Origin of the sequence: Streptomyces sp. NPDC048182, assembly GCF_043202555.1 — a bacterium.
In the GTDB taxonomy this organism is placed as follows: Bacteria; Actinomycetota; Actinomycetes; order Streptomycetales; family Streptomycetaceae; genus Streptomyces.
Window position 1 is genome coordinate 359,639 of record NZ_JBIDAQ010000001.1, and the last position, 24,377, is coordinate 384,015.

Annotated in this window: 22 protein-coding genes; 11 read left to right on the forward strand and 11 right to left on the reverse strand. The window is 73.3% G+C overall.

Annotated features, from left to right (window positions below):
- Positions 1-13: 13 nt before the first annotated feature.
- The 8 genes from recO to ACGFZL_RS01795 all read right to left on the reverse strand — a co-directional run bounded on the left by recO (position 14) and on the right by ACGFZL_RS01795 (position 8,714).
- Positions 14-763 carry a DNA repair protein RecO gene (gene recO, locus ACGFZL_RS01760; RefSeq protein ID WP_393688251.1) on the reverse strand — a complete coding sequence of 250 codons (750 nt, stop codon included), beginning with the start codon at positions 761-763 and terminating at the stop codon, positions 14-16.
- Positions 711-1,895 (reverse strand): abortive phage infection protein, encoded by a 1,185-nt coding sequence (locus ACGFZL_RS01765; protein WP_393688253.1) that lies wholly within the window; start codon positions 1,893-1,895, stop codon positions 711-713. Before ACGFZL_RS01765 ends, recO begins: the two co-directional genes overlap by 53 nt.
- 90 nt (positions 1,896-1,985) lie before the next feature.
- Positions 1,986-3,110, reverse strand: coding sequence for a hypothetical protein (locus tag ACGFZL_RS01770; RefSeq protein ID WP_393688255.1), 1,125 nt, complete (start codon positions 3,108-3,110; stop codon positions 1,986-1,988).
- Positions 3,111-3,185: 75 nt separating this feature from the next.
- Entirely contained in the window at positions 3,186-4,172 is a 987-nt protein-coding gene (locus tag ACGFZL_RS01775) for an SCO2521 family protein (protein ID WP_393688257.1), read from the reverse strand.
- A gap of 1 nt (position 4,173) precedes the next feature.
- Positions 4,174-5,139 carry an SCO2522 family protein gene (locus tag ACGFZL_RS01780; RefSeq protein ID WP_393688259.1) on the reverse strand — a complete coding sequence of 322 codons (966 nt, stop codon included), beginning with the start codon at positions 5,137-5,139 and terminating at the stop codon, positions 4,174-4,176.
- The gene (locus ACGFZL_RS01785; RefSeq protein ID WP_355167156.1) at positions 5,136-6,053 is read right to left on the reverse strand and encodes an SCO2523 family variant P-loop protein; all 918 of its coding nucleotides are present in this window, start codon (positions 6,051-6,053) and stop codon (positions 5,136-5,138) included. Before ACGFZL_RS01785 ends, ACGFZL_RS01780 begins: the two co-directional genes overlap by 4 nt.
- Before the next feature lie 2 nt (positions 6,054-6,055).
- Complete coding sequence (locus tag ACGFZL_RS01790; protein WP_393688261.1) at positions 6,056-7,897, reverse strand: SCO2524 family protein; 1,842 nt, start codon at positions 7,895-7,897, stop codon at positions 6,056-6,058.
- Between the two features lie 55 nt (positions 7,898-7,952).
- Positions 7,953-8,714 carry an SCO2525 family SAM-dependent methyltransferase gene (locus ACGFZL_RS01795; RefSeq protein WP_393688263.1) on the reverse strand — a complete coding sequence of 254 codons (762 nt, stop codon included), beginning with the start codon at positions 8,712-8,714 and terminating at the stop codon, positions 7,953-7,955.
- A gap of 329 nt (positions 8,715-9,043) precedes the next feature.
- Between ACGFZL_RS01795 and ACGFZL_RS01800 the strand changes: the two genes are divergently transcribed.
- Positions 9,044-9,598, forward strand: coding sequence for a GNAT family N-acetyltransferase (locus ACGFZL_RS01800; protein WP_393688265.1), 555 nt, complete (start codon positions 9,044-9,046; stop codon positions 9,596-9,598).
- 183 nt (positions 9,599-9,781) lie between these two features.
- Here ACGFZL_RS01800 and ACGFZL_RS01805 read toward each other — a convergent pair whose 3' ends face one another.
- Positions 9,782-10,477, reverse strand: coding sequence for a TerB family tellurite resistance protein (locus ACGFZL_RS01805; RefSeq protein ID WP_393688267.1), 696 nt, complete (start codon positions 10,475-10,477; stop codon positions 9,782-9,784).
- 185 nt (positions 10,478-10,662) lie between these two features.
- Positions 10,663-12,384: a 2-isopropylmalate synthase gene (leuA, locus tag ACGFZL_RS01810; protein ID WP_355166170.1), complete on the reverse strand. Its 1,722-nt coding sequence runs from the start codon at positions 12,382-12,384 to the stop codon at positions 10,663-10,665.
- Between the two features lie 346 nt (positions 12,385-12,730).
- Between leuA and ACGFZL_RS01815 the strand changes: the two genes are divergently transcribed.
- From ACGFZL_RS01815 to ACGFZL_RS01860, 10 genes are all read left to right on the forward strand, one after another.
- Positions 12,731-13,801, forward strand: coding sequence for a M4 family metallopeptidase (locus ACGFZL_RS01815; protein ID WP_393688269.1), 1,071 nt, complete (start codon positions 12,731-12,733; stop codon positions 13,799-13,801).
- Between the two features lie 21 nt (positions 13,802-13,822).
- Positions 13,823-14,095 (forward strand): protealysin inhibitor emfourin, encoded by a 273-nt coding sequence (locus tag ACGFZL_RS01820; protein WP_393688271.1) that lies wholly within the window; start codon positions 13,823-13,825, stop codon positions 14,093-14,095.
- Positions 14,096-14,153: 58 nt separating this feature from the next.
- Complete coding sequence (locus ACGFZL_RS01825; RefSeq protein ID WP_393688274.1) at positions 14,154-15,494, forward strand: GH1 family beta-glucosidase; 1,341 nt, start codon at positions 14,154-14,156, stop codon at positions 15,492-15,494.
- Positions 15,495-15,610: 116 nt separating this feature from the next.
- Entirely contained in the window at positions 15,611-16,633 is a 1,023-nt protein-coding gene (locus ACGFZL_RS01830; protein ID WP_393688276.1) for a PhoH family protein, read from the forward strand.
- Between the two features lie 12 nt (positions 16,634-16,645).
- Complete coding sequence (gene ybeY / locus ACGFZL_RS01835; RefSeq protein ID WP_393688278.1) at positions 16,646-17,143, forward strand: rRNA maturation RNase YbeY; 498 nt, start codon at positions 16,646-16,648, stop codon at positions 17,141-17,143.
- Positions 17,140-18,450 carry a hemolysin family protein gene (locus tag ACGFZL_RS01840; protein WP_393688280.1) on the forward strand — a complete coding sequence of 437 codons (1,311 nt, stop codon included), beginning with the start codon at positions 17,140-17,142 and terminating at the stop codon, positions 18,448-18,450. Before ybeY ends, ACGFZL_RS01840 begins: the two co-directional genes overlap by 4 nt.
- Entirely contained in the window at positions 18,447-18,731 is a 285-nt protein-coding gene (locus tag ACGFZL_RS01845) for a hypothetical protein (protein WP_355166155.1), read from the forward strand. Before ACGFZL_RS01840 ends, ACGFZL_RS01845 begins: the two co-directional genes overlap by 4 nt.
- Positions 18,728-19,087, forward strand: coding sequence for an MmcQ/YjbR family DNA-binding protein (locus ACGFZL_RS01850; protein ID WP_393688283.1), 360 nt, complete (start codon positions 18,728-18,730; stop codon positions 19,085-19,087). The genes ACGFZL_RS01845 and ACGFZL_RS01850 overlap by 4 nt, the downstream gene beginning before the upstream one ends.
- Positions 19,088-19,172: 85 nt before the next feature.
- Positions 19,173-22,046 (forward strand): TIR domain-containing protein, encoded by a 2,874-nt coding sequence (locus tag ACGFZL_RS01855; protein WP_393688285.1) that lies wholly within the window; start codon positions 19,173-19,175, stop codon positions 22,044-22,046.
- Positions 22,043-22,738: a hypothetical protein gene (locus ACGFZL_RS01860; protein WP_393688287.1), complete on the forward strand. Its 696-nt coding sequence runs from the start codon at positions 22,043-22,045 to the stop codon at positions 22,736-22,738. Before ACGFZL_RS01855 ends, ACGFZL_RS01860 begins: the two co-directional genes overlap by 4 nt.
- Positions 22,739-22,803: 65 nt before the next feature.
- Here ACGFZL_RS01860 and ACGFZL_RS01865 read toward each other — a convergent pair whose 3' ends face one another.
- Complete coding sequence (locus ACGFZL_RS01865; protein WP_393688289.1) at positions 22,804-24,237, reverse strand: MFS transporter; 1,434 nt, start codon at positions 24,235-24,237, stop codon at positions 22,804-22,806.
- Between the last annotated feature and the right edge of the window lie 140 nt (positions 24,238-24,377).

Consider the following 24,377-nt stretch of genomic DNA (forward strand, 5'->3'; position numbering starts at 1 on the left):
TCCTTCAGGTGGTTCAGGTCTTCTCGACGTACCGCAGGGAGCGCAGGCCGCGCTCCAGGTGCCAGTGCAGGTACGCCGACACCAGCCCGCTGCCCTCGCGGACGTACCGCGGCTCGCAGGCGTCCGCCGTCCCCCAGTCTCCCGTGAGCAGCGCCCCGAGCAGCTCCAGGGCCTGCGGCGAGGGTACGACGCTGCCGGGCACCCGGCAGTCGGCGCAGACGGAGCCGCCCGAGCCGACCGAGAAGAACCGGTTCGGCCCGGGCAGGCCGCACTTCGCGCAGTCGCCGAAGGTGGGCGCGTAGCCGTTCACGGCGAGGGAGCGCAGCAGGAAGGCGTCGAGGACGAGGTTCGGCGCGTGCTCGCCCCTGGCCAGGGTGCGCAGGGCGCCGACCAGCAGCAGGTACTGCTGCACGGCCGGCTCGCCCTCGTGGTCGGTGAACCGCTCCGCCGTCTCCAGCATCGCGGTGCCGGCGGTGTAGCGGCCGTAGTCGGCGACGATGCCGCCGCCGTACGGCGCGATGGTCTCGCTCTGCGTGCACAGCGGCAGCCCGCGCCCGACCAGCTCGCTGCCCCGGGCGAAGAACTGCACGTCGACGTGGGAGAACGGCTCCAGGCGAGCCCCGAACTTCGACTTGGTGCGCCGCACGCCCCGCGCCACGGCCCGTACCCGCCCGTGACCGCGGGTGAGCAGGGTGATGATCCGGTCCGCCTCACCCAGCTTCTGGGTGCGCAGCACGATGCCGTCGTCGCGGAACAGACTCATGCCGCCCATTCTCACCCATGGCCCGGAGCCGGCTGTAGCGGCCGGCCAGCGCGTGGAAAGCCTGCTTCGGCTCCCAGTGCCAGCCCCGGCGGTCCTCGATCGGCTTGACCAGGGCGTAGCTCGCCATGTCCAGGTCGTGGCGGGGGTCGCCGGGGCGGTGCGGGGCGTCCGGGGTGACGAACTCGAAGGCCATCGCGGCGTACAGGCCGAGGGAGGCGAAGACGTCGACGAGTTCCGCCACGTACCCGGCCTGGGTGCGCTCGCTGCGGACCAGGCCGGGCTTGATCTCCGGGGGGTCCTTCGCGTGGTCGACGACGTCCCAGCCCATGCCGGCCGTCTGCGGGGCGCCCGCGTAGGCGCAGGTGCCGAACTCGGTGATGGCGAGGGGCTTGCCGAAGCGCCGGTAGCGGGCGAGATCGGCGGCGTAGCCGGCGCGGTCCCGGTGGTAGCCGTAGTAGTCGATGCCGACCACGTCGAACAGCGACCAGTCGACCTCGTCGTCCTGCGCGGCGGCGTAGCCGAGGCGGCCGGCGAAGACGGAGCGGCCGACGCCGGCGGCCCGGGCGGTGAAGCGGGCCAGGCGGCGCTGGACGGCCGCCATGTCCACCGTGCCGGACAGCAGGTTGGCGATGCGCTCCTGGGCGGTGGCGCCCGGCACGATGCCCGGCACGAACAGCCAGAACTCGCAGCCGACGCTCAGCTCGACGCCCGCGCCCTGCCGCCGCAGCCCCTGCGCGAACCGGCCGCACTCGGCGAGGTGGTCCAGGATGTCGCGCTGCGGCACGTCCCCGAGGGTCGGCTGGAGCCAGACGTGCAGGCCCTGCTCGGCGGCCTCGGCGGCCGTCGCGGTGAGGCGCTCCACGCCGTCACCGGTGACGTCGACGGTGTTCGCGTGCAGGCCGTGCCGGATCGCGCGGAGGTCGGCGCGCATCCGGGCCGCGCTCCAGGCGGTCCCCGGCGTCTCCCCCGCGCCGACGGTGTAGACGACGCCCCGCCGGGTCAGCCCCGGCGCGGTCGCCGCCGACGCGCCGGCGGCCGGCAGCCCCGTCGCCCCCGCCAGGCCCACCGCCGCCGCCCCCACCAGGAACCGCGCCCGGCTGATCCCCTTGCCGCTCTGCTCGGTGTTCTCCATGCGCCCACCGTGCCGGGGCCGTCCGGCCCGCGCAGTCGGCCGTCGGTCTACGGCGGCGCGCCGAAGGTCGCGGGCCTCGGGCCCGGTCGGTCACGCCTGGTCCACCATCCAGTTGCCGTCCTCCTCCGCGTCCACCCGGACCTCCAGCTCGCGCAGGCCCATCCCGGCGTCCCACAGCTCCTTGAAGCGCTTCATCCGGTCCCGGACGTGGTCGTGCCGGGCGATGAGGCGGGTGCTGACGTTGACGGCGCGGAGGTCCTGCTCGACCTCGAAGGAGACCTCCTCGTCGTAGACGATGAAGTCGTTGGTGGTGCCGCGCTGGAGGTGCGGGGGGAGTTCCGGCAGGACGGCCACGCGGACGTCGATGCGCCGCAGCTCCTGCTCCTCGCACAGGCGCAGCAGCCGGTCGTCCAGCTCGCGGGCGCTCTCCAGGAGGAACAGCCGGCGCACCGCGACGCCCCGGTCGTCGATGGCCTCCTGCTGGCCGTCGAGGTAGCGCCCGGCGGGCTCGCTGCTCCAGAACTCCCGGTCCACGGAGGTGCTGGTGGCGCAGATGGACTGGTCGGCGGCGCGGGTGAGGGTGAGCATCCAGTCGTGGTTCTCGCCGGGGCACTCCGCGCTGAGCGAGGACAGGTCAGCCATGTGGCCGACGACGCGGGCCATCTCCAGGTGCACGAAGGTGTGCAGGATGGAGGGCCCGGGAGCGAGCAGCTCGGCGAAGTTGCGGGCCAGGTCGGGCACGCTGTCGACGCGGATCCGGTCCAGCTGGGGGCGCGGCCCGGGCTCGGGGGCCGGCTCGGCGTCCGGCGCGGGCAGCCGGTCCTCCACCAGGTGCCGTACGTCCTCGGTGTGCCGGGTCAGACCGCTGCGCAGCGCGTCGTCGTGGCGGATCAGGCCCTCGCGGACGGCGGCGGTGTGCTCGGCGAGGGCGCTCTCCACCTGCCGGGTGTGCTCCGCCATGCCGGGCGTCGGCGGGCGCGGGCCGAGGCCCAGGATGTACGGGACGGCGACGACGGCCACCGCGGTGAACGCGGCGGCGGTCAGCTGCCGCCAGGTCTCCTGCTCCGGGCCGAGCAGCGCGGCGACGCCCCAGGCGAGGGCGCCGGCCACCAGGCCGGACAGCAGCCGGCGGGGCCAGGGCGCCTCGCCGGTCAGGACGGTGCCGGCGGGTGGCCCCGCCGTGTCGTCGGGTCGGGATGTCGGTGCCGTGCTCATCGCTGCTCCCCCCGTTGGGATGCGCGTCGGATCGGGGCGGGGATGTGCGTGGGAGGCCGGGCGGTCCGCGTGGGGTCAGGGAACCGTCGCGGCCTCCCGGGTGAGGCCGGTGATCGCGTGCAGGGCGAGCTGGTCGCGGATGCGCTGGACGAGGGTCCCCCACTGCCGGGTGAAGCCGGGGTTCTCCTCCAACGGGAGCCAGAGGGCCGCGAGTTCGGTGGCCACCCGGGCGCGGGGCATCCACAGGTGCAGCAGGTGGTCGACGGCCGGGCGCAGGGTCCGTACGACGGCGCCGGCGTCCTCGGTGCCCAGGCGGAGGCCGTCGAGGAGGCGGACCAGCGTGGTCAGCAGCCAGTCGTGCAGCGCGAGGTCGTCGCAGAGCCCGGCGATGTCGGCGGCCGGCGTCCCCTCCGGCACCCGCAGCCGCACGGTGCGCAGCTCGTCCTCGGTGAGGGTGAACCGCTCGACGCGCGGCGCCCCTTCGGCGGGCAGCGCGACCCAGCGCAGCCGGGTGGGGCGGGAGCGCAGCGGCGGGCGCTGGTCGAGCAGCGGGTGGCGCAGCAGGCGGGTGAGCAGACCGTCGGCGATCAACCCGACGTCCAGGTCGCCGGGGCGGCCACCGGCGAGGACGCCCTGCGCGACGGCCTCGTGCGGCAGCTTGCCCAGCGGCTCGACCAGGCCGGGGCGGACCAGGTAGTGGCCCCAGGGGCGGCGCTGGTCGGGTCCCGCGGCGGGCAGGGTGCAGCGCGCGGAGGTCTGGAGCAGCCGGCCCTCGGTGAGCGCGGCCCGCGCGGCGACGGTGCCGATGGCGCGGACCCGGGCGCCGGTGCCGCTGGGCAGCGGGCAGTCGACGCCGGTGAGGGTGTCGGGGGAACGCGCGTAGAGGTTGGGTCGCTCGGAGAGCAGGACCCGCTCGTCGGCGCGCAGGCCGAGGAGCTGGGCGGCGGAGCGGATGTCGAGGGCCTGCCGGGCCGGCAGCAGGCAGGTGCGGACCTCGCCGCAGGCGAGGACGGTGGGCGCGCCACTCTCCCCCGCCCTGTGGCTGCTCTCCCGCGGTGCCATGTCAGGGCCCCGCGTAGAAGACGTAGGAGACGCGGTCGGCGACCGAGTCCGGGAGGGGCATCCGCTCGCCCTTCGCGCGCGCCGCGGCCTGGCCGAGCGCGCCGGGGTCGACCTCGATCTGGTCGAGGATCACCCGGACGGCGTGCTCGACGGGCAGGAAGCGGTTCGGCAGCACCGACCAGGTGCGGTAGGCGGCGAAGGGGCCGGCGTCCTCGGTGAGGCGGAGCAGGGTGGGCAGCTCGTCCCAGTCGTCGGGGAAGCCGGCCGCGGTGTGCGGGTGGGGCACCAGCACGTCCTCGCCCTCCTGGCGCAGCAGGCCGAGCCGGGCGAGCTGCCAGACGGCGGCGAGGAAGGGGCAGGACCACAGCCGGTGGCCCTCGGCGTCCTGGCTCCACAGCTCCACGTCGAGGAAGACGGAGTGCTGGCGGCCCGCGGTCTCCTTGGGCGGCTGCCAGGCGGTGGCCCGCTTCATGGCCTGCGGGGCGCGGGCGACGGGGCTGCGCTCGCCGTTGGCCAGCCAGCCGGTCTGCGCGGCCGGGGGGCGCGCGCCGTAGCTGCCGGGCGGCGGGGACTCCACGATGCGCCCGGCCACCGCCTCGGCGACCTGCACCTTGCCGGTGACCGCGCAGCCGGACTCGCGGGCCAGGTAGTCCACGGTGAGCCCGGCCGCCTCGGCCTCGGCGAGGAGCATCGGGACGACCTCGGCCGGGGTGGCGAACCGCGTGAAGTAGTCGTCGATGAGGAAGCAGGTGCTGATCCGGGGGCGCTTGCCGCCGGCCCGCGCGGTGGCGGCGGCGCGGGCCGCCTCGACCCAGGGACCCACCTCGGCGAAGTGCGCCCGCAGCCGCTGGGGGCCGGCCTCGAAGTCCTCCATGTAGAGGTGGCCCAGCTCCAGGGAGAGGTGGCCGAGGGCGACCGACTGGGTGCGCGGCTCGGCGGCCGTCTCGCGGAACGCGTCCTCGGTCACTGCCGCCCCCAGTGTGCGTCCTCGGTGACGCGCCGGGCGATCTCCTCCAGTGCCTCCAGGGTCTCCTTGTTGGCGATCTGGGTGGCGAGGACGTCCTCCTCGGTGATCAGCTGCTCGCGCCACTGGAGTATCGGCTCGAGCGGCACGGTGCCGAGCACCCGGCTGTCCCCGATGCGGTGTTCGGCGGCGAGCTTGCGCAGCGCCTCGTCGCAGGCCTGCATCCAGGCGGCCTGCGCGGGCGAGCCCAGCGCCCACAGCGGCGACTCCGGGTCGGGCACGGCGGCCCGCACGAAGCGGATCGCGGCCCGCAGCGCGTCCTCGTCGTGGCCGTTCGCGACGCCGCCGGCGATGATGCCGTGCTCCTCGTTGACCAGCCCGGCGGCGGCGATGACGTGCTGCCGGGTCCAGCGGTGGAAGACCAGCCAGCGGAAGGGGACGTTGCGCATCAGCGGGTGCGCGGTGGCCGCGAGGACCAGGTCGACGGCGTAGCTGCGGCCGGCGCTGAGGTCGACGATGGTCACGTCGAACTCGGCGTTGAGCCGCAGCAGCAGGTCGATGGCGCGCTCCAGCGTCTCCTCGCCGGTGGAGAACTCGCCGCCGCCCGCGTCGCCGGGGAAGAGCACGAGCCGCCCCGACTGGTTGGGGCGGGAGTGCAGCTGGGGGTGCTCGGTCTGCCGCCAGACGTCGATGCGGGCCGGTTCGGCGGTCTCGCCCTCCAGGTAGGAGTGCAGGCCCTGTTCGGTGGTGCCGCGCATGGCGCTGGGCACGTCGAAGACGGCGGCGGCGGTGGGCGAGCCGAAGTCGAAGTCGACGTAGGCAACGTGGTCGCCGAGGAGCGCGCGCTGGTAGGCGAGGTTGGCGCTGGTCACCGAGCGCCCGGTGCCTCCCTTGTCGGAGGCGGCGAAGACGAGCACGCTCACACCTCCTGGGTGGCGGCGGTGCGGGCCTGGGTCAGGGTGTCGAGTTCCTGGAGCACGGGCAGGGCCAGGGCGAAGGCGGTGGCGGGCCGGTCGTCGACCAGGCTGCGGGCGTGGTCGAGGCGGCTCTCGATGCTGCGCATCGCGCGGGCTCTGCTTCCGTCGGCGACGACCGGGGCCTCCAGCTGCTCCCGGCCGAAGAGGTGGGTGGCCTCGCTGAGCAGTTCGCGGGCGAGGTCGGCGAGTTCGGGGCTGCGGATGGGCTGCTGCTCGTAGAGCTTGCGGGTGGCGACCAGGACCTCGGTGACGCGCTCGGTGATGCTCCAGGACAGCCGGGGCGGAGCGTTGGTGGACTCCCCGTAGACGGCGCGCACGTCGTCCCAGAGCCCGGCGCCGTCGGCGTCCTCGATGCGCCGCGTCCACAGGTGCTCGTAGGTGGACTCGGCCAGCCGGAGCAGCCGGTCCTGGGCGTTGATGTTCCTCGAGAGGGTGGCGAGCTGGATGATCCGCTTGAGGAGCTGCGCGGAGTAGTCGGTCATCCGCCACAGCAGTTGGGTGCCGACGGCCTCGGAGCCGGCCAGCGGCAGGGTGACGCCGGGGTGGTGCAGCCGGATGGCGGGGTCGTTGCGGGTCATCCGGCTGGTGACGCGCCCGCGGTCGGCGAGGCGCTCGACGATGGCGACGGTGCGGGTGAGGTCGTCGTCGGTGGCCTTCCTGCGGACCAGGTCGTGGATGAGGATGGCGGCGACGGTGAGGGAGAAGTACTCGGACTCCAGCTGGAGTCCGGTGGTCTGCCAGGGCAGGTCTTCGAGCGGCCAGCGCTCGTTGCCGAAGCGGGCCACCGCCGACCAGTACTGCTGGCTCAGCTCCCAGCGCAGTCGCAGCGCCTCGGCGAGCTTCTGCTGGTCGGCGTCGAGCAGGCCGAGGGTGAGGGTGCGCTCGGAGAAGAGGTCCTGGATGCCGTCGAGCGCGACGACGGTGAAGTACACGTACGGCAGCCGGTCGGCGATGCCGTCGGGCTGGCCGGGGATGTCGCCGTCGAGGTCGGTGACCTGCGGGGCGTCGCGCACGACGCCCCAGGCCCAGCCGCACTCGAAGAGCTGGCTCTCGTCGCGGATGCCCTCGTCCACCTGGATGCCGCGGGTCAGGCTCTCGATGATGGTGGCGCGCAGCGGGCGTAACCGCCGGGAGAACTGCTGGAGGACGACCCGGTCGGACTGCTTGCCCTGGCCGATGACCTCGATCAGGCGCATGCCCTGTTCGGACTCGGCGTCGAAGACGTTCACCGTGAAGGAGCGCAGCAGGCTGATCATGGCCGAGGTCAGCCGGGTGTTGGTGGCGTCGCGCAGCTCGGCGATGGCCGCGCGGATCTCGGGGCGGGTGGTGGTGGTCTCGTAGACCTTCAGGAAGCCGAGGGTGGCGAGGCAGAGCGTGACGGACATGGAGTAGGAGTCGACCACGCCGAGCTGGCTCTGCTCGTGGCTCAGGCCCTCGGGGCCGGGGGCCCGGAAGTAGTGGCCGCCGGCGAAGGTGGGGCTGTCGTCGGCGCCGGTGTGGGTGCGCATGAACTGGTTCAGGGCGCTGATGATGTTGGGCGGGATCTCCAGCCGGCTGCCGACCGGCCCGAGGGCGCGCAGCACGTCGCGCTCGGAGGTGTCGGGCTGGTCCAGACGGAAGGCCGGGACCTCGGTGGCCGGATACAGCAGGCAGAGCAGGCGCTCGGCGTCCGCGACGCTGCTCGGCCCGTCGGCGCTCTCCTGGACGAGCTTGCCGTCGTCGAACGAGTGACGGGCCATGGCCTGCCAGATGTCCAGCAGATGCTGGCGTGGCTTGATCTGCATCCCCGCACCCCTCGTACAGACCCGCTTGCCGTGTGTTTCAGCATGGTCCCCGTTCCTAGGGGCGGGCAATCTCCGAATTGCGCCGTCCCAGGGCGAGGAGCATTCCCTCGTGTCCCGGCCGCACCATGTGGTGCAGATCGTGGATCTCCAGCTCTCCGGTGAAGGGTTCCAGGCTCTCCCTGACCCGGTCCTCGTTCACCCGGTAGGCCGGGTACCGGTGTTCGCCGACGCGGTACCCGACGGACTCCTTCATGAAGGCCGCCGCGAAGGGCGCGCCCTCGTTGAGCGCGTTCATGAAGCAGCGCACGCCCCGGTCGAACTCCTCGGAGCACTCGGACATGGAGTCGGCGACGAAGAACATCGTGCCGATGTCCCAGCGGCGGTGGCCGTCCTCCAGGTCGAAGAGGTTGCCGCGCTCCACGCGGACGATGTCGCCGAAGGTGGCGCGCGGGTCGTCGATCCCCGCGTACGCCGGGGCCTCCCTGAGCACGTCCCAGAAGGCGTCCCAGGCGGTGTCGTATCCCGTGCCGGACTTCTGCCGCTCCAGGTAGGCGACGTTCGGCGGCGCGTACTCCAGGAGCAGGACCTTCTCGCACCAGGGGAGCATGGAGAGTCCGGGGTAGAGGTTCGCGCCGGCGCCGACGTCCACTCCGCGCACCGCGTCCGGGACGCCCGCCGCGTAGCAGCGGCTGAAGTAGTCGCGCATGTGCCGGACGATCAGGAGGTCGACGTCGAGCGGGGTCCGGTAGTTGTCGTCGACGTACGCCTCGGGATCGAACTTCGACCACGGTGCGTCGGCGTTGCGATCCATAGTCATCCTGCCGCATCCCATTCGGTTCCGTACGGCGACCCGTGCCCGGTGCGCGGGTCCCGGGGCGCCGGTCTCTGACGGAGAGCGCCCACCTGACTTCGCACGGTAACGAGACGAGCCGCATCCGTGAACCCCGACAACTGGCCAGTCAGGACTGCCGGGCGCACGTCGGGCGCACGGTCGCACACCCGAACTCGCCCTTGCATGGCGGAAGTTGGACGCTCACTCTAGCGAGAAGGGCTCCCGGGACGCCACGGGAACCGGCTCTTCCGCAAGAGTGACGGTGGAGCCGCGAAGTTGACATCGCCCGTCTCGACCGTCCGACCGGAGGTGGCATGACCGCCGAACCGCTGGAACGCTCCCTCGACCGCCCCGGGCGCCGCCCGGCGCCGCCGGCCCTGCCGCACCTCCTGCCGCCGGTGCTGCGGGCGGCCCGCGAGGCCGACCTGCCCGAGCTGCGCCGGCTGGACGCGGAGGTCTTCCAGGAGTTCGCCTACCCGGGCTTCCTGCTGCGCCAGCTCTTCGACATGTACGCCGAGCACTTCCTCGTCCTGGACGAGGGCGGCGGCCGGCTGCGCGGCTATGTGCTGGCCGGCACCCGGGCGCTCGGCCGGGACAGCTGGATCCTCGGCCTGTGCGTCACCCCGGACCGGCGCCGGCTGGGCCTCGGCCGGGAGCTGATGACGGAGGTCCTCGCCAGCCTGGAGCTGGCCGGCGTCGACACGGTCCGCCTCACCGTGGAGCCGGCCAACCGCGTGGCCATCGCCCTCTACGACTCCCTGGGCTTCACCGCGGAGCACCCGGACGCCGGCCTGCGCCCGCACTACTTCGGCCCCGGCAAGCACCGCCGCATCCTCCGCCTGGACCTGACCGGCCGGAGCGCCGGCTAGGGCCTGTCCGGCGGATCATGTCGCGGACGCGGGGTCTGGGGCGCCCATCTGCGGCGTTGTCGTCGGTTGCCGACGCTCCGCGTCGCCGCCCTCCTCCGCCTTGCAGCTGGACACCCCAGACCCCGCTCCCCGGCGCCGATCAGGCGCCGTTCCTTTCCCGCGACCTGATCCGCCGGACAGGCCCTAGGACAGGCTGTCCGCCGACTCCAGCAGGCGGGTGACGTCCGTGGAGGTGAGGGTCAGGGCGGCGCCGACCGTGGCCAGGGTGTCGCGCTCGGCGGGGGTGTAGGGGCCGTCGGCCAGGGCGATGCGGGCGCCCTGGAGGAGGATCGACTCGCGCCCCGCTGCGGCCAGGTGCGGGGCCAGCGGGTCGAGGGCCTCGTGCAGCTCTATGGCCAGACCGGGCACGCACGGCTCGCCCTGGAACCGGCCGGTGTCCGCCTCCAGGGCCTCGACCAGGTCGTGCAGCTGCTCCTCCGTGCAGTCCTCGTACCCGGCCCGGCGCACCGCGACGGCCGCCGTGCGCAGGCAGCTGCGCGCCCCGGTGCCGCCGGCCGCGAGCACCGCGAGGGCGACGGTGTGCACGGCGTCGCGCAGCATCGCGGAGAAGCGGGCGGTGGTCGGGTGGTCCAGGGCGTCCATGCCGTACTGCCGCCCGCAGGCGGCGCACTCGACGGCCGGCGCGCACTCGCCGCGCGACAGCACCGGCACCCCGAGGAGGGTGAGGCTGCGGCGGCCGGTCAGCCGCTGGTAGTTGCGGTCGCCGCCGCAGCCGGCGCAGAAGAACTCGCCGTCGCCGACCGGCGTCCAGGTGGTGCGGGTGCCCAGGATGCGCGGCAGCCGGGCAGCTCGGCCGTTTCGTCCCCGTCCAGGCAGCACGTCGCACCTCCGTAACCGCGCGGCAACATCGCCGCGCTGGCGTGATGTTAGCCACATCGCCGACTCCGAGTCAGTACCCCGTCGGAGCCCATTGCGTGATCCGGGTGTGGAGATGGCCGGGATACGACGGGGCCCCGCCCGCCGGATCTCCGGCGAACGGGGCCCCACACCACACTTTCGGCTGGTCAGCGCGCCGCTCGGTTGACGGCGGAGACGACCGCCTTCAGCGAGGCACGCGTGGTGTTCGCGTCGATTCCGATGCCCCACAGCACCTGGCCGTCGATGGCGCACTCGATGTAGGAGGCGGCCTGCGCGGAGGCGCCCTCGCTCATCGTGTGCTCCTGGTAGTCCAGCAGCCGCACGTCGATGCCGACGCCCTGGAGGGCGTGGAAGAAGGCCGAGATCGGACCGTTCCCGGTGCCGACCAGGGTGGTCTCCGCGCCGTCGACCGTGGCCTCCACGGTGAGGGTGTCGACGCCGTCCCGGTCGGTGGTGGTCTGGCCGTTGGCGACCTGGATCCGGCCCCAGGGGTTGTCGGGGTTGGGCAGGTACTCGTCCCGGAAGACCGACCAGATGGCGCCCGGGGTGATCTCGCCGCCCTCGGCGTCGGTCTTGGCCTGGATCAGCTTGGAGAACTCGATCTGCATCCGCCGGGGCAGGTCCAGGCTGTGGTCGTTCTTCAGCACGTAGGCGATGCCGCCCTTGCCGGACTGGGAGTTGACCCGGATGACCGCCTCGTAGGAGCGGCCGACGTCCTTGGGGTCGATGGGCAGGTACGGGACCGCCCACTCGATGTCGTCGACGGTGACGCCCGTGGCGGCCGCGTCGGCCTCCATCGCGTCGAAGCCCTTCTTGATGGCGTCCTGGTGGGAGCCGGAGAAGGACGTGTAGACCAGGTCGCCCACGTACGGATGGCGCGGGTGGACCTCCATCTGGTTGCAGTACTCCCACGTGCGACGGATCTCGTCGATGTCGGAGAAGTCGATCTGCGGGTCGACGCCCTGGGAGAACAGGTTCATGCCCAGGGTGACCAGGTCGACGTTGCCGGTGCGCTCGCCCTGCCCGAACAGGCAGCCCTCGACGCGGTCGGCCCCGGCCATCACGGCCAGTTCGGCGGCGGCGACCGCCGTGCCGCGGTCGTTGTGCGGGTGGACGGAGAGGCAGACGTGCTCGCGGCGGGAGAGGTTGCGGCCCATCCACTCGAAGCGGTCCGCGTGGGTGGAGGGCGTCGAACGCTCCACGGTGGCGGGCAGGTTCAGGATGATCTCGCGGCCCGGGCCCGGCTGGTAGACGTCCATCACCGCCTCGCAGACCTCCAGGGCGAAGTCCAGCTCGGTGTCGGTGAAGATCTCGGGGCTGTACTGGTAGCCGAACTCGGTCTCCGGGCCCAGCAGCTTCTCCGCGTACTCCATGACCAGCCGGGTGCCGTCCACGGCGATCTGCTTGATGTCGTCCTTGGAGCCGCGGAAGACGACGCGGCGGAAGACCGGGGCGGTGGCGTTGTACAGGTGGACGGTGGCCCGCCTGGCGCCCTGCAGGGACTCCACCGTGCGCTCGATCAGGTCCTCGCGGGCCTGGGTCAGTACGGAGATCGTCACGTCGTCCGGGATGGCGTCCGGGTCCTCGATGATCGAGCGGACGAAATCGAAGTCGGTCTGGCCCGAGGCCGGGAAGCCGACCTCGATCTCCTTGTAGCCCATCCTGACCAGCAGGTCGAACATCGCGCGCTTGCGCACCGGCGACATCGGGTCGATCAGCGCCTGGTTGCCGTCGCGCAGGTCGGTGGAGAGCCAGCGCGGCGCCTTGGTGATCCGCTGCTCGGGCCAGGTGCGGTCGGGGATCGCGACCTGGTCGTACCCGCGGTACTTGGCGGTCGGCATGGGGCTGGGCTGCTGGCGGTTGGCCATGATGGCGTGGGCTCCTCGTGATGTCCGCGGTGTCCGCAGGGGCGTCCGCGTGTCCGGAAGGACGGCCGACGCGCACCACTCAGCACCGCGGGGAGGGAGTCGGCCTCTTACAGGCCCTCGCCGCGGCAGCTAAGGAGAAGCAGCCCGAAACGCATGATGCCCGGCAGCCTAGCCGAGCCACGCCCCGCACGCGGATCCGTATCAGTATGCGGGACCGGGGCGGCAAACGGGGCAAAAGGTGCCGCATACCACTCCGGCCCGCCGGGCGGGGCCTCCTCGGCCGGAATTCACCGATCATGGTTGCACTTCGTGACAGACAGGTCACGCAGTGCGAGAGTCGTCGGGCATGACGACCAACGGGGGCTCCCAGCCCGTCTTCTGCACCATCGTGCCGCCCCACGTCCTCGACCGGCTCGCCCGGCACACGGACCCCGCAGTGGCCGGGCCGGCCCGCCGCACCCTCCAGCGGGACGCCTTCGAACGCACCCGGCGCCGGCTGACCACGGTCGTCGGCGCCCCCGCCGTGGCCGCGCCGGCCGGCGGCGAGCCCGGCAGACCGCACCGCACGATCTCCGACGCCGGACACGGCACCGAACTGCCCGGCGAGAAGGTGCGCGGCGAGGGCGACGAGCCCGGCCAGGACGCCACCGTCAACCGCGCCTACGCGGGCCTGGGCGCCACCTTCGAGCTGCTGCTCGCGGCCTTCGCCCGGGACTCCATCGACGGCGCCGGACTGCCGCTGGACGCCACCGTGCACTACGACCGGGAGTACAACAACGCCTTCTGGGACGGCGAGCGGATGGTCTTCGGCGACGGGGACGGCGAGATCTTCCTGGACTTCACCATCCCCATCGACGTCATCGGCCACGAACTGACCCACGGCGTCACGCAGCACACCGCCAACCTGACCTACTTCGGCCAGCCCGGCGCGCTCAACGAGTCCGTCTCCGACGTCTTCGGCTCGCTCATCAAGCAGTACGCGCTGGGCCAGACCGCCGCCGAGGCCGACTGGCTGATCGGCGCCGGCCTGCTCGCGCCGCGCGTCACCGGGGTCGCCCTGCGCTCGATGAAGGCGCCGGGCACGGCGTACGACGACGACGTGCTGGGCAAGGACCCGCAGCCCGCGACGATGGACGACTACGTCCGCACCGGGCGCGACAACGGCGGCGTGCACATCAACTCCGGCATCCCCAACCACGCCTTCCACCTCGCGGCGGTGGCCCTCGGCGGGCACTCCTGGGAGCGCGCCGGGCAGGTCTGGTACGACGTGCTGACCGGCGGGGAGCTGCGCGAGGACGCCTCGTTCACGGAGTTCGCCGCGCTGACCCTGAAGGCGGCGCGGGCGCGGTACGGGGACGCGGCGGAGCTGGAGGCGGTGGGCAAGGCGTGGGACCAGGTGGGGGTGCGCACGGCGTAGATCCGTACTAGACACGGACCCATGCGGATTCAGGTGCGGCGTACGGGCGGCTTCGCGGGCATCGAGCGGTCGGCGGAGGTGGACACCGCCGGGCTCGCCGGCGCGGACGCGGAGGCGTGGCGGGCGCTGGCCGAGCGGGTGCTCGCCGACGGCTCGGCCGCGCCGCCCGCCGGAGTGCCGGACGGGTTCGGCTACCGGATCACGGTGGACGGCCGGACCGTGTACGCGGCCGACCCGCGGCTGACGGAGGAGCAGCGGGAGCTGGTGTCGCGGGTGCTGAAGGAGGGCGCGTAACGCCGTTGTCCGGTACGGGCGTTGACGTGCCGCGCCCAGGCTGCGGATGATCCCGGGCATGGCGACGGATCCCGCACAGCTGCCCTCCTTGCCCTCCCTGCCCCCCTTGCCCGCCTTCCCCGCGGACTTCCTCTGGGGCGTCTCGACCTCGGCGCACCAGATCGAGGGCGCGGCCGAGCTGCGCGGGCGCTCGGTGTGGGACGACTTCGCGGACGAGCCGGACCGGATCAAGGACGGCTCGACGGCGGCCGTGGCCTGCGACCACTACCACCGCTACCCCGAGGACGTGGCCCTGCTGGCGGACCTCGGGGTGGACGCCTACCGCTTCTCCGTCTCCTGGCCGCGCGTCGTCTCCCCCGGCGGTCTGGACTTCTACGACCGCCTCGTGGACGCCCTGTGCGCGGCGGGCGTCCGGCCGGTGCCGACCCTCTTCCACTGGGACCTGCCCGCCGGCCTCGACTGGCTGGACCGGGACACCGCGGCCCGCTTCGCGGCGTACGCCGAGCGGGTCGCGGCCCGCCTCGGCGACCGGGTCGGCACCTGGATCACGCTCAACGAACCGGCCGAGCACACCCTCCTCGGCCACGCCCTCGGCGTGCACGCTCCCGGCCGGCGCCTCCTCTTCGACGCGCTGCCGGCCGCCCACCACCAGCTCCTCGCACACGGCCTCGCGGTCCGCGCGCTACGGGCGGCCGGCGCGGACGCCGTCGGCATCGCCAACTCCCACGGCCCCACCTGGCCGGCCTCGGACGACCCGGCGGACCGGGCGGCGGCCGACCTCTACGACACCCTCCTCAACCGCCTCTTCGCCGAGCCCCTGCTGCTCGGCCGCTACCCCGAGGGCTTCGCCGAGCTGATGCCCGGGGACGTGGCGGCGGACCTGGCGGTGATCGCGGAGCCCCTGGACTGGTACGGCGTGAACTACTACGCGCCGACCCTCGTCGGCGCCCCCGAGGGCACGGAGACCGAGTCCGGCGGGGTCGCGCTCCCCGCCGAGCTGCCCTTCTCGCTGCGCCGGATCGAGGGCCGCCCGGAGACGGACTTCGGCTGGCCGGTGGTCCCCGAGGGCCTGACCGAGCTGCTGACCTCCTTCGCCGCCCGCTACGGCGACCGCCTCCCGCCGGTCATGATCACCGAGAACGGCTGCTCCTACGAGGGCCTCGCCGACCAGGACCGGATCGCCTACCTGGACGGCCACCTCCGCGCCCTGCACGACGCGCTCGCGGCGGGCGTGGACGTGCGCGGCTACTTCGTCTGGTCCCTCCTGGACAACTTCGAGTGGGCCGAGGGCTACGCCCGCCGCTTCGGCCTGGTCCACGTGGACTACGCGACGCAGGCCCGCACGCCGAAGGCGTCGTACGCCTGGTACCGGGCGGCGCTGCGGGCCCAGCGGGCCTGAGCCCGGCGTAATTGCCTCGGCGGTGTCGGTGGGGAGTCGTACGCTGGAAGGCGTCAGACACGCCAGTTGTGCGGCATGTGCCGCAGAGGAGGACTCGCAGGCCTAGGCGCCGGCCCATGACTCAGACACCCAACGCTCGCACCTCCACGCAGGACCGGGCCAGCGCCCGGTTCACCGTCCCCGCCCAGCACCCGATGGTCTCGGTGCTCGGCTCCGGCGACTCCCTCCTGCGCGTGATCGAGACGGCCTTCCCGGCGGCCGACATCCATGTCCGGGGCAATGAGATCAGCGCTACCGGCGACGCCCACGAGGTCGCCCTCATTCAGCGCGTGTTCGACGAGATGATGCTGGTGCTCCGCACCGGGCAGCCGATGACGGAGGACGCAGTGGAACGCTCGATCGCCATGCTGAAGGCGAGCGAGAACGGGGAGAGCGACGGCCGGGAGACCCCCGCCGAGGTGCTCACGCAGAACATCCTGTCCTCGCGCGGCCGCACCATCCGCCCCAAGACGCTGAACCAGAAGCGCTATGTCGACGCCATCGACAAGCACACCATCGTCTTCGGCATCGGCCCGGCCGGCACCGGCAAGACCTACCTGGCGATGGCCAAGGCCGTGCAGGCCCTGCAGTCCAAGCAGGTCAACCGGATCATCCTGACCCGCCCCGCGGTCGAGGCCGGCGAACGCCTGGGCTTCCTGCCCGGCACCCTGTACGAGAAGATCGACCCCTACCTGCGCCCGCTGTACGACGCCCTGCACGACATGCTCGACCCCGACTCCATCCCCCGCCTCATGGCGGCCGGCACGATCGAGGTCGCCCCGCTCGCATACATGCGTGGTCGCACGCTTAATGATGCTTTCATCATCCTGGACGAGGCCCAGAACACGAGTCCCGAGCAGATGAAGATGTTCCTCACCCGGCTCGGCTTCGAGTCGAAGATCGTCATCACCGGTGACGTGACCCAGGTCGACCTGCCCGGGGGCACGAAGTCGGGGCTGCGGCAGGTGCAGGAGATCCTGGAGGGGGTCGAGGACGTGCACTTCTCGCGGCTGTCGTCGCAGGACGTCGTCCGGCACAAGCTGGTGGGCCGTATCGTCGACGCGTACGAGAAGTACGACCAGGGCTCCCAGGGGAAGTAGAACAGCAGCGCCATGTCGATCGACGTCAACAACGAGTCCGGAACCGAGGTCGACGAGCAGGCGATCCTCGACATCGCCCGCTACGCGCTCACCCGGATGCGCATCCACCCGCTCTCCGAGCTGTCGGTGATCGTGGTGGACGCCGACGCCATGGAGCAGCTGCACATCCAGTGGATGGACCTGCCGGGCCCGACCGATGTCATGTCCTTCCCGATGGACGAGCTGCGTCCGCCGGTGAAGGACGAGGAGGAGCCCCCGCAGGGGCTGCTCGGCGACATCGTGCTGTGCCCGGAGGTCGCCGCCAAGCAGGGCGCCGAGGCGGAGACGCAGCACTCCATGGACGAGGAGCTCCAGCTGCTCACCGTCCACGGTGTGCTGCACCTGCTCGGATACGACCACGAGGAGCCGGACGAGAAGGCCGAGATGTTCGGCCTCCAGGCGGCCATCGTGGACGGCTGGCGCGGGGAGAAGGGCCTGACCGGCCCGTCGCCCGCGCCGACCGTGTCATGAGCCTCCCCCTCGTCGCCGGCGCCGTCGCCCTGGTCGTCGTCGCCTGGCTCGCGGCGTGCGCGGAGGCGGGCCTCGCCCGGGTCTCCAGCTTCCGCGCCGAGGAGGCGGTCCGCACCGGCCGGCGCGGCAGCGCCAAGCTGGCCAAGGTGGCCGCCGACCCGACGCGCTACCTGAACGTGGCGCTGCTGGTCCGCGTCGCCTGCGAGATGGCCGCCGCCGCGCTGGTCACGTACGCCTGCCTGAAGCAGTTCGCGGGCCGCACCGGCGAGGCGCTGATCGTCGCCATCGCGGTGATGGTGCTGGTGTCGTACGTGGCGGTGGGGGTCTCTCCGCGCACCATCGGGCGCCAGCACCCGCTGAACACCGCGACCGCCGCGGCGTACGTCCTCGTGCCGCTGGCCAGGATCATGGGCCCGATCCCGCCGCTGCTGATCCTCATCGGCAACGCGCTCACCCCCGGCAAGGGCTTCCGGCGTGGCCCCTTCGCCTCCGAGGCGGAGCTGCGCGCGCTGGTCGACCTGGCGGAGAAGGAGTCGCTGATCGAGGCCGAGGAGCGCCGGATGGTGCACTCGGTGTTCGAGCTGGGCGACACGCTGGTCCGCGAGGTGATGGTGCCGCGCACCGACCTGGTGGTCATCGAGCGCTTCAAGACCATCCGCCAGGCCCTGACCCTCGCGCTGCGCTCCGGCTTCTCCCGCATTCCGGTGACCGGGGACGGCGAGGACGACATCGTCGGCATCGTGTACCTGAAGGACCTGGTGCGGCGCACGCACATCAGCCGGGAGGCGGAGAGCGAGCTGGTCTCCACCGCGATGCGGCCCGCCTTCTTCGTGCCGGACACCAAGAACGCCGGCGACCTGCTGCGCGAGATGCAGAAGCACCGCAACCACGTCGCCGTCGTCATCGACGAGTACGGCGGCACGGCCGGCATCGTCACCATCGAGGACATCCTGGAGGAGATCGTCGGCGAGATCACCGACGAGTACGACCGGGAGCTGCCGCCGGTGGAGGAGCTGGGCGAGGACCGCTTCCGGGTCACGGCCCGCCTCGGCATCGGCGACCTGGGCGAGCTGTACGGCCTGGAGGAGTTCGACGACGAGGACGTGGAGACCGTCGGCGGTCTGCTGGCCAAGGCGCTGGGCCGGGTGCCGATCGCGGGCGCGGCCTCGGTGGTGGAGCTGCCCGACGGCCGCGAGCTGCGGCTGACGGCGGAGGCCGCGGCGGGGCGCCGGAACAAGATCGTGACGGTGCTCGCGGAGCCGGTGGCCGCGGCGGCGGTGGAGGAGGAGGAGGAGCGGTCGGCGTGACGCCGTACGAGGGGCCGACGGCCCGGCTGCGGGTGCACAACAGCGGCGTGTGGCCGCTGGCCCTCTGGCTGGAGCCCTACGGCAGCGACCACTGGCTCCGGCCCGGCGAGGTCTTCGTCGTCCACACCTGGGGGTACCCGGACCCGTACGAGCCGTTCGAGGTGGAGTACCGGGAGGACGCCGTGACGGTGAACGTGGGCGGCCACGGGTATGTGGCCGACCTGTCCGGTACGGAGATCGAGTGCGGCCACGGCCGCCCGGCGGAGGGGAGCTGGGCGTGACACCCCAGGAGCTGCGCGCGCTCTGCCTGTCCTTCAACGCGGTCGTGGAGGACTTCCCCTTCAACCCGGAGACCTCCGTCTTCAAGGTGCTGGGCAAGATGTTCGCCCTCTCCGCGCTGGACGCCCGGCCGCTCACGGTCAACCTCAAGTGCGACCCGGACGACGCGATCCGGCTGCGCGCCGGCCACCCGGGGCTGGTCGTGCCGGGCTGGCACATGAGCAAGCGGCACTGGAACACGGTGACCGCCGACGCGGGACTCCCGGACCGGCTGGTGCGGGAGCTGGTGGAGGACTCGTACGACCTGGTCGTGGCGGGCCTGCCGCGCACCGAGCGGCTGCGCCTCGACCGTCCCTGACCCCGCCCCGCGCCCTGGGGAAGTTGTCCGATCAGGGCCCCGCACCCGGTGCGGCAGCGGTAGCTTGACGCCGGGGGGCAGGCACATGGTGAGGAAGGACCGGGACGACGGGGCACGACGGCACGACGTGTTCCTCTCCTACAGCCAGCGCGACGACAGCGAGTTGGCAGCCGTGTTCCAGCGGTGTCTGGAGAACATCCAGCGGCCCTGGTACCGGCCTCGTGAGTTACGGGTGTTCCGGGACACGACGAACCTGCCGGCCGGCCACGACCTGTGGCAGGTCATCGAGCGGGAGCTCGAACGGTCGGACTGGCTCGTCGTCCTGGCCTCGCCGGCGGCCCGCGACTCCTGGTGGGTGCGCGAGGAGATCAAGTGGTGGATCGCGCGGGGCCGCGCCCAGTCGCTGCTCATCGTGCACACCCGCGGCCGGCTGGCCTGGGACCGCGAGCGCGGGTGCTGGGACCGGGCGACGGACGCCCTCCCGATCGACCTGCTGCCGGCCGCCGGGGCCGGGCGCCCGAGTCCTCCCCGGTGGGGGGATCTGACCTGGCTCACCCAGCGACTGGCCGAGGGCGAGAAGGTCCGGCACAACGACCCCCGGCTGCTCCTCGACGTCGCCGAGGTGGCGGCACCCGTGCGGGGAGTGTCGAAGGTCCAGCTGATCGGCGCTCACCAGCGGGTGCGCCGCCTGCGCAACAGGACGGTGGGGGCGGCGGTCTCGGTGCTGGCCGTCCTGCTGGTCGTGGCGGTGGTGCTGGCCGTCGTCGCGGAACAGCGGCGGGACGTCGCGACCGAGCGGCAGCTGACGGCGACCTCGCGCCAACTGGTCGCGGAGGCGGCGTCGATCCGGGACACCCAACCCGACCTGGCCCGGCAGCTCCTCGTGGAGGCGTACCGGCTGGCGCCCACCGCCCAGGTGGTCGGCGCGCTCATCGACAGCCCCGCCGTCCCCCGCGTCATTCACACCGACAGGTCGCCGAGCGGGGTGGCGGGCAGTCCGGACGGCAGGATCGTCGCGTGCGCCGCGGGCGAGGCGGCGACCCTGTACGACACCGCCACCGGGCGGACCGTGGCCACCCTGCGAGGCAGCGGCAGCCGCGTCACCTCCGTCGCGTTCCGCGCGGACGGTGAGCTCCTGGCGGTGGGGCAGGCCGACGGCCGGATCGAGCTGTGGCGGGTCCGGTCGGCGGCGGCGCCGGAACGCCTCGGCACGGTGACGCCGGTCGCCGGTCATGTCGACAGGCTCGTCTTCGCGGGCACCCGACCGCTGCTGGTGGCGACCGGTGGCGGAGCACAGCTCAGCGTCGTCGACTTCCGTGACGCCCGGCACCCCCGCACCCAGGCCGTCCTCACACCGTTCGACCTGGCCGGGATCGACCGGGGCCTGGCCGCGAGCCCGGACGGCCGCACCGTCGCCGCCTCGTCGGAGACGGGGAAGGTCCGCCTCCTGCGGCTGACGGACGCCGGAGGTCTCGACCCGCTGAAGACGCTGGCCAGTCCCTCGACCGCGCTGGCCTTCAGCCCCGGCGGGCAGCTCCTGGCCGCCGGCGGCGGGGACGACACCACCCGGCTGTGGGACGTGGCGGATCCGGGGGAGCCCGAACTGCGGTCGGTCCTCAACGGCCAGTCGCTCGGCATCGAAGCGGTGGCGTTCACCGACGAAGGGACGACCCTGGCCACCGGCGCGGGGGACGGCACCATCCACCTGTGGGACGTCTCCGACCCGGTCCGGCCCACGCAGGGCTCTCGGCTGACCGGTCACACCTCGTTCATCTACGGCCTGGACTTCACGCCGGACGGCCGCACGCTCGTCTCCGCCTCCGCCGACGGCGCCAACCGGTCGTCCGACGGCAGCGACGACCGCAACGGCTCGGTGCGGCTGTGGAGCGTCTCGGGGGCGGTCAGGACCTCGTCCGGTACGTCGTTGCCGCTGGGCCGTCTCTCGCCCCAGCCGTTCGATCCGCGGGGCAGGCTGCTGGCGGGCGGCAGCCCGGCGTCCGTGTGGCGGCTGGACGGAGCCGAGCCGCGTCGCGTCGCCACGCTCCCCACGTTCAACCAGGGCGGCCAGTACATGTCCTTCAGCCCGGACGGCCGGCTCCTCGCCACCGGCGTCCCCGTCCGGCTGTGGGACATGGCCGACCCGTCCGCGCCGCGTGAGGTGCAGGGCTCCGCCGCCCTGACCGACGGCTCGCAGCCGGTGCTGTTCGGGGCGGACGGCGCGCTCGCGGTCGGTGCGGGCGACGCGGACGAGGGCCCCGGGCTGTGGGACGTGCGGCGCCGTCCGCCGGTGCCGGTCGCCCGGCTGAAGGCTTCGCCGGACGGGCCACGGGTCTTCGCCGGCGACCGGGACCTGCTGGTCACGGCCCGCGAGGGCGAGCGGGACGTGCAGCTGTGGGACACGTCCGAACCGGCGTCCCCCGCGGCCGGGGCGACGCTGCGGCCGGGCACGGACTCTCGTCGGGTGACCTCCCTGGCCACGAGCCCCGACGGCCGGGTGCTGCTCGTCGGCGACTCGTACGGGACGATCACGACCTGGGACATCGACGACCCGCGCCACCCGCGCCGGCTCGGCCGGGCCGAGCGGCACAACGGGAGCGTCACCGCCCTGGCGGTCCACGCCGACGGGGATCTCGCGGCGAGCGCGGACGACAAGGGCTCGGTACGGCTGTGGGACCTGTCCGAACCGGCCGACCCCCGGGAGACGGCGGTCCTGCTGGAGACGCCCCTCGACCGGGCTCCCTCCGGTCTCGCCTTCAGCCCCGACGGGAACAGCCTCGCGGTCACCGCCGGGCCGACGACCCAGCTCTGGGACGTGCGGATCGAGGACGTCCTCGGGCGGCTGTGCCGTGACTCGGTGGCCATCACCCGCGACCAGTGGTCCCAGTACCTGCCCGACCGCGCCTACGATCCGCCGTGCGCACCACCGGGCGGCCCGGCGGACGCGGGGAGGACGCCGTGACCCGGGCCGGCCGGCGCCGGGTGGCGCCCGCCTGCCTGCTGGCCCTGGCGTGCGCGGCCCTGGGCACGGCGTGCTCGTCGCCCGGTCCCGGGCCCCGCGTCACCCCGGCGCCCGCTCCGTCGTTCTCCGATCTGCCGAGCACCCGCCCCACCCGCGGCGAGCGCCCCGACCTCGGGCCCGCGCCGGCCGATCTGCACGATGCCGACTGGGACCACGCCCGCGTCCCCGGCGACTTCTGCCACATCGCCGGGTCCGTCGAGCTCGACGCCGACTCGTACGACGTCACGGGCGAGTCCAGCCTCTGGGGCACCGTGCACGTCAACCGGACCCCGCAGGAGGTGGTGTACGGCGACGTGACCGGTGACGGGCGTGACGAGGCGGCGCTGCGGGTGGGCTGCGACAACGGGGGCGGCACCGCGGCCGGCGACATCGCCTTCGGCGCCGTGGTCCTCACCTCCGACCGGGGGCGGCTGCGCGCCCTCGGCACCGTCACGCCCCAGTACGAGCCGGACAGCGGCACGCACGCGGCGCTGATCGGCGACCTGACGCTCGCCCGGGAGAAGGTGACGGCCGAGGAGGACTGGTACCGGACGAGCGATGCCACCTGCTGCCCCACCGGCGTCGCCGTCACCGTCTGGTCCCTCTCGGCCGGCGGCACGCTCACCGCCGGCCCGCCGCGCGTCACCTCCTGACCGGGGCGTTCCGAACGCGGGGACACCCCGGGACCGCGGTCCCGGGGTGCCATGGGTGACGCTCCCTAGGCCACGGCGCGGGCCGCCGTCCGGCGCGTCCGCAGGCCGGTGGCGACCAGGGCCGCCGTCGCCAGGACGATCGCCGCGTCCAGGGCGAGGACCGTGTGGACGCCGGTCAGCAGGTCCGTGGAGGTGGTGGCGAGGACGCCGAGCAGGGGGATGCCGACGGTGATGCCGACCTGCTGGGTGGAGGTGACCAGGCCGGTGGCCAGGCCCTGCTCCTCGTCGGGGACGCCGGAGGTGACGGTCAGGCCGTAGGAGACGATGGCGCCCAGGTGGCACATGCTGGCCAGCGAGACGGCGGCGGTGGCGAGCCAGACCGACCAGCCGCTCTCGCCGATGCCCAGCAGGGCGGCGATGAACACGCCCTGTCCGGCGAGCGAGGCGACCAGGACGCGGCGGGCGCCGAAGCGGCCGACGACCCGCGGGGTGAGGGCGCCGCCGACCACCGAGAGCACGCCCTGCACGCCGAAGACCAGGCCGGTGCGGAAGGCGGACAGGTGCAGGGTCTCCTGGAGGTAGAGGGTCAGCACGAAGATCACCGTCGACATCATCGAGAAGGTGACCAGGCCGCCCAGGTTGCCCCAGGCCACCGTGGAGCGGCGCAGCATGGGCAGGGAGACCAGCGGCTGGGCGGTGCGGGACTCCACGGCGACGAAGGCGGTCAGGAGCAGCACGCCCGCGGCCAGGGTGAGAAGGACGTCGGCGCGGCCGAAGCCGTGCGCGGCGGCGGTGGACAGGGCGTAGATGAGGGAGAGCAGGCCGCCGGTGACGGTGACCGCGCCGCGGACGTCCAGCCGGGGGCGGTCCGGGGTGCGGGACTCGGGGAGCAGGGCGGGGGCGAGCGGCAGCACGATCAGGGCGAAGACGGTGAGCAGGCCCATGGTCGAGCGCCAGCCGAGCGCGTCGGTGAGGACGCCGCCGGCGATCATGCCGACGGTGAAGCCGAGGGAGAGCACCGAGCCGGAGACGCCGAGCGCGCGGTCGCGGGCCGGGCCCTCGGGGAAGGTCGTCGTCAGCAGGGACATGCCGGTCGGCACGATGGCCGCGGCGCCGAGGCCCTGGAGGGCGCGGCCGGCCAGGAAGGAGGCCGGGTCCCAGGCGAAGGTGGCCAGCAGCGAGGCGGCGCCGAAGAGGGCGAGGCCGGCCAGGAAGAGCTTGCGGCGGCCGTAGAGGTCGCCGACGCGGCCGAAGAGGAGCAGGAAGCCGCCCGAGGGCAGGGCGAAGGCGGTGACCGCCCATTGCAGGGCGGAGGTGCTCATGCCGAGGTCGGTGCCGAGGACGGGCAGGGCGACGTTGAGGACGGAGAAGTCCAGCGCGACCATGAACTGGGCCGCGCACAGCACGAAGAGGACCAGCCGGTCGCGGGTGGTGAGCGGGGCCGCGGCCGGTCCCGTGACCGGGGTCCGCGCGGCGGGGTGTGAGGTGTCGATCGCCATGGACAAGAGCGTGCGGCCCCGGGAACAGCTCTGGGGAGCGGGAGGTTGTCCTGGTGGTGGCACCACCAGGCAGGCATCATGGGGCCGTTCAGGGAGCGGTGGCCGGGGCGTGTGACGAGGCGGCTGCCGGGATACGACGA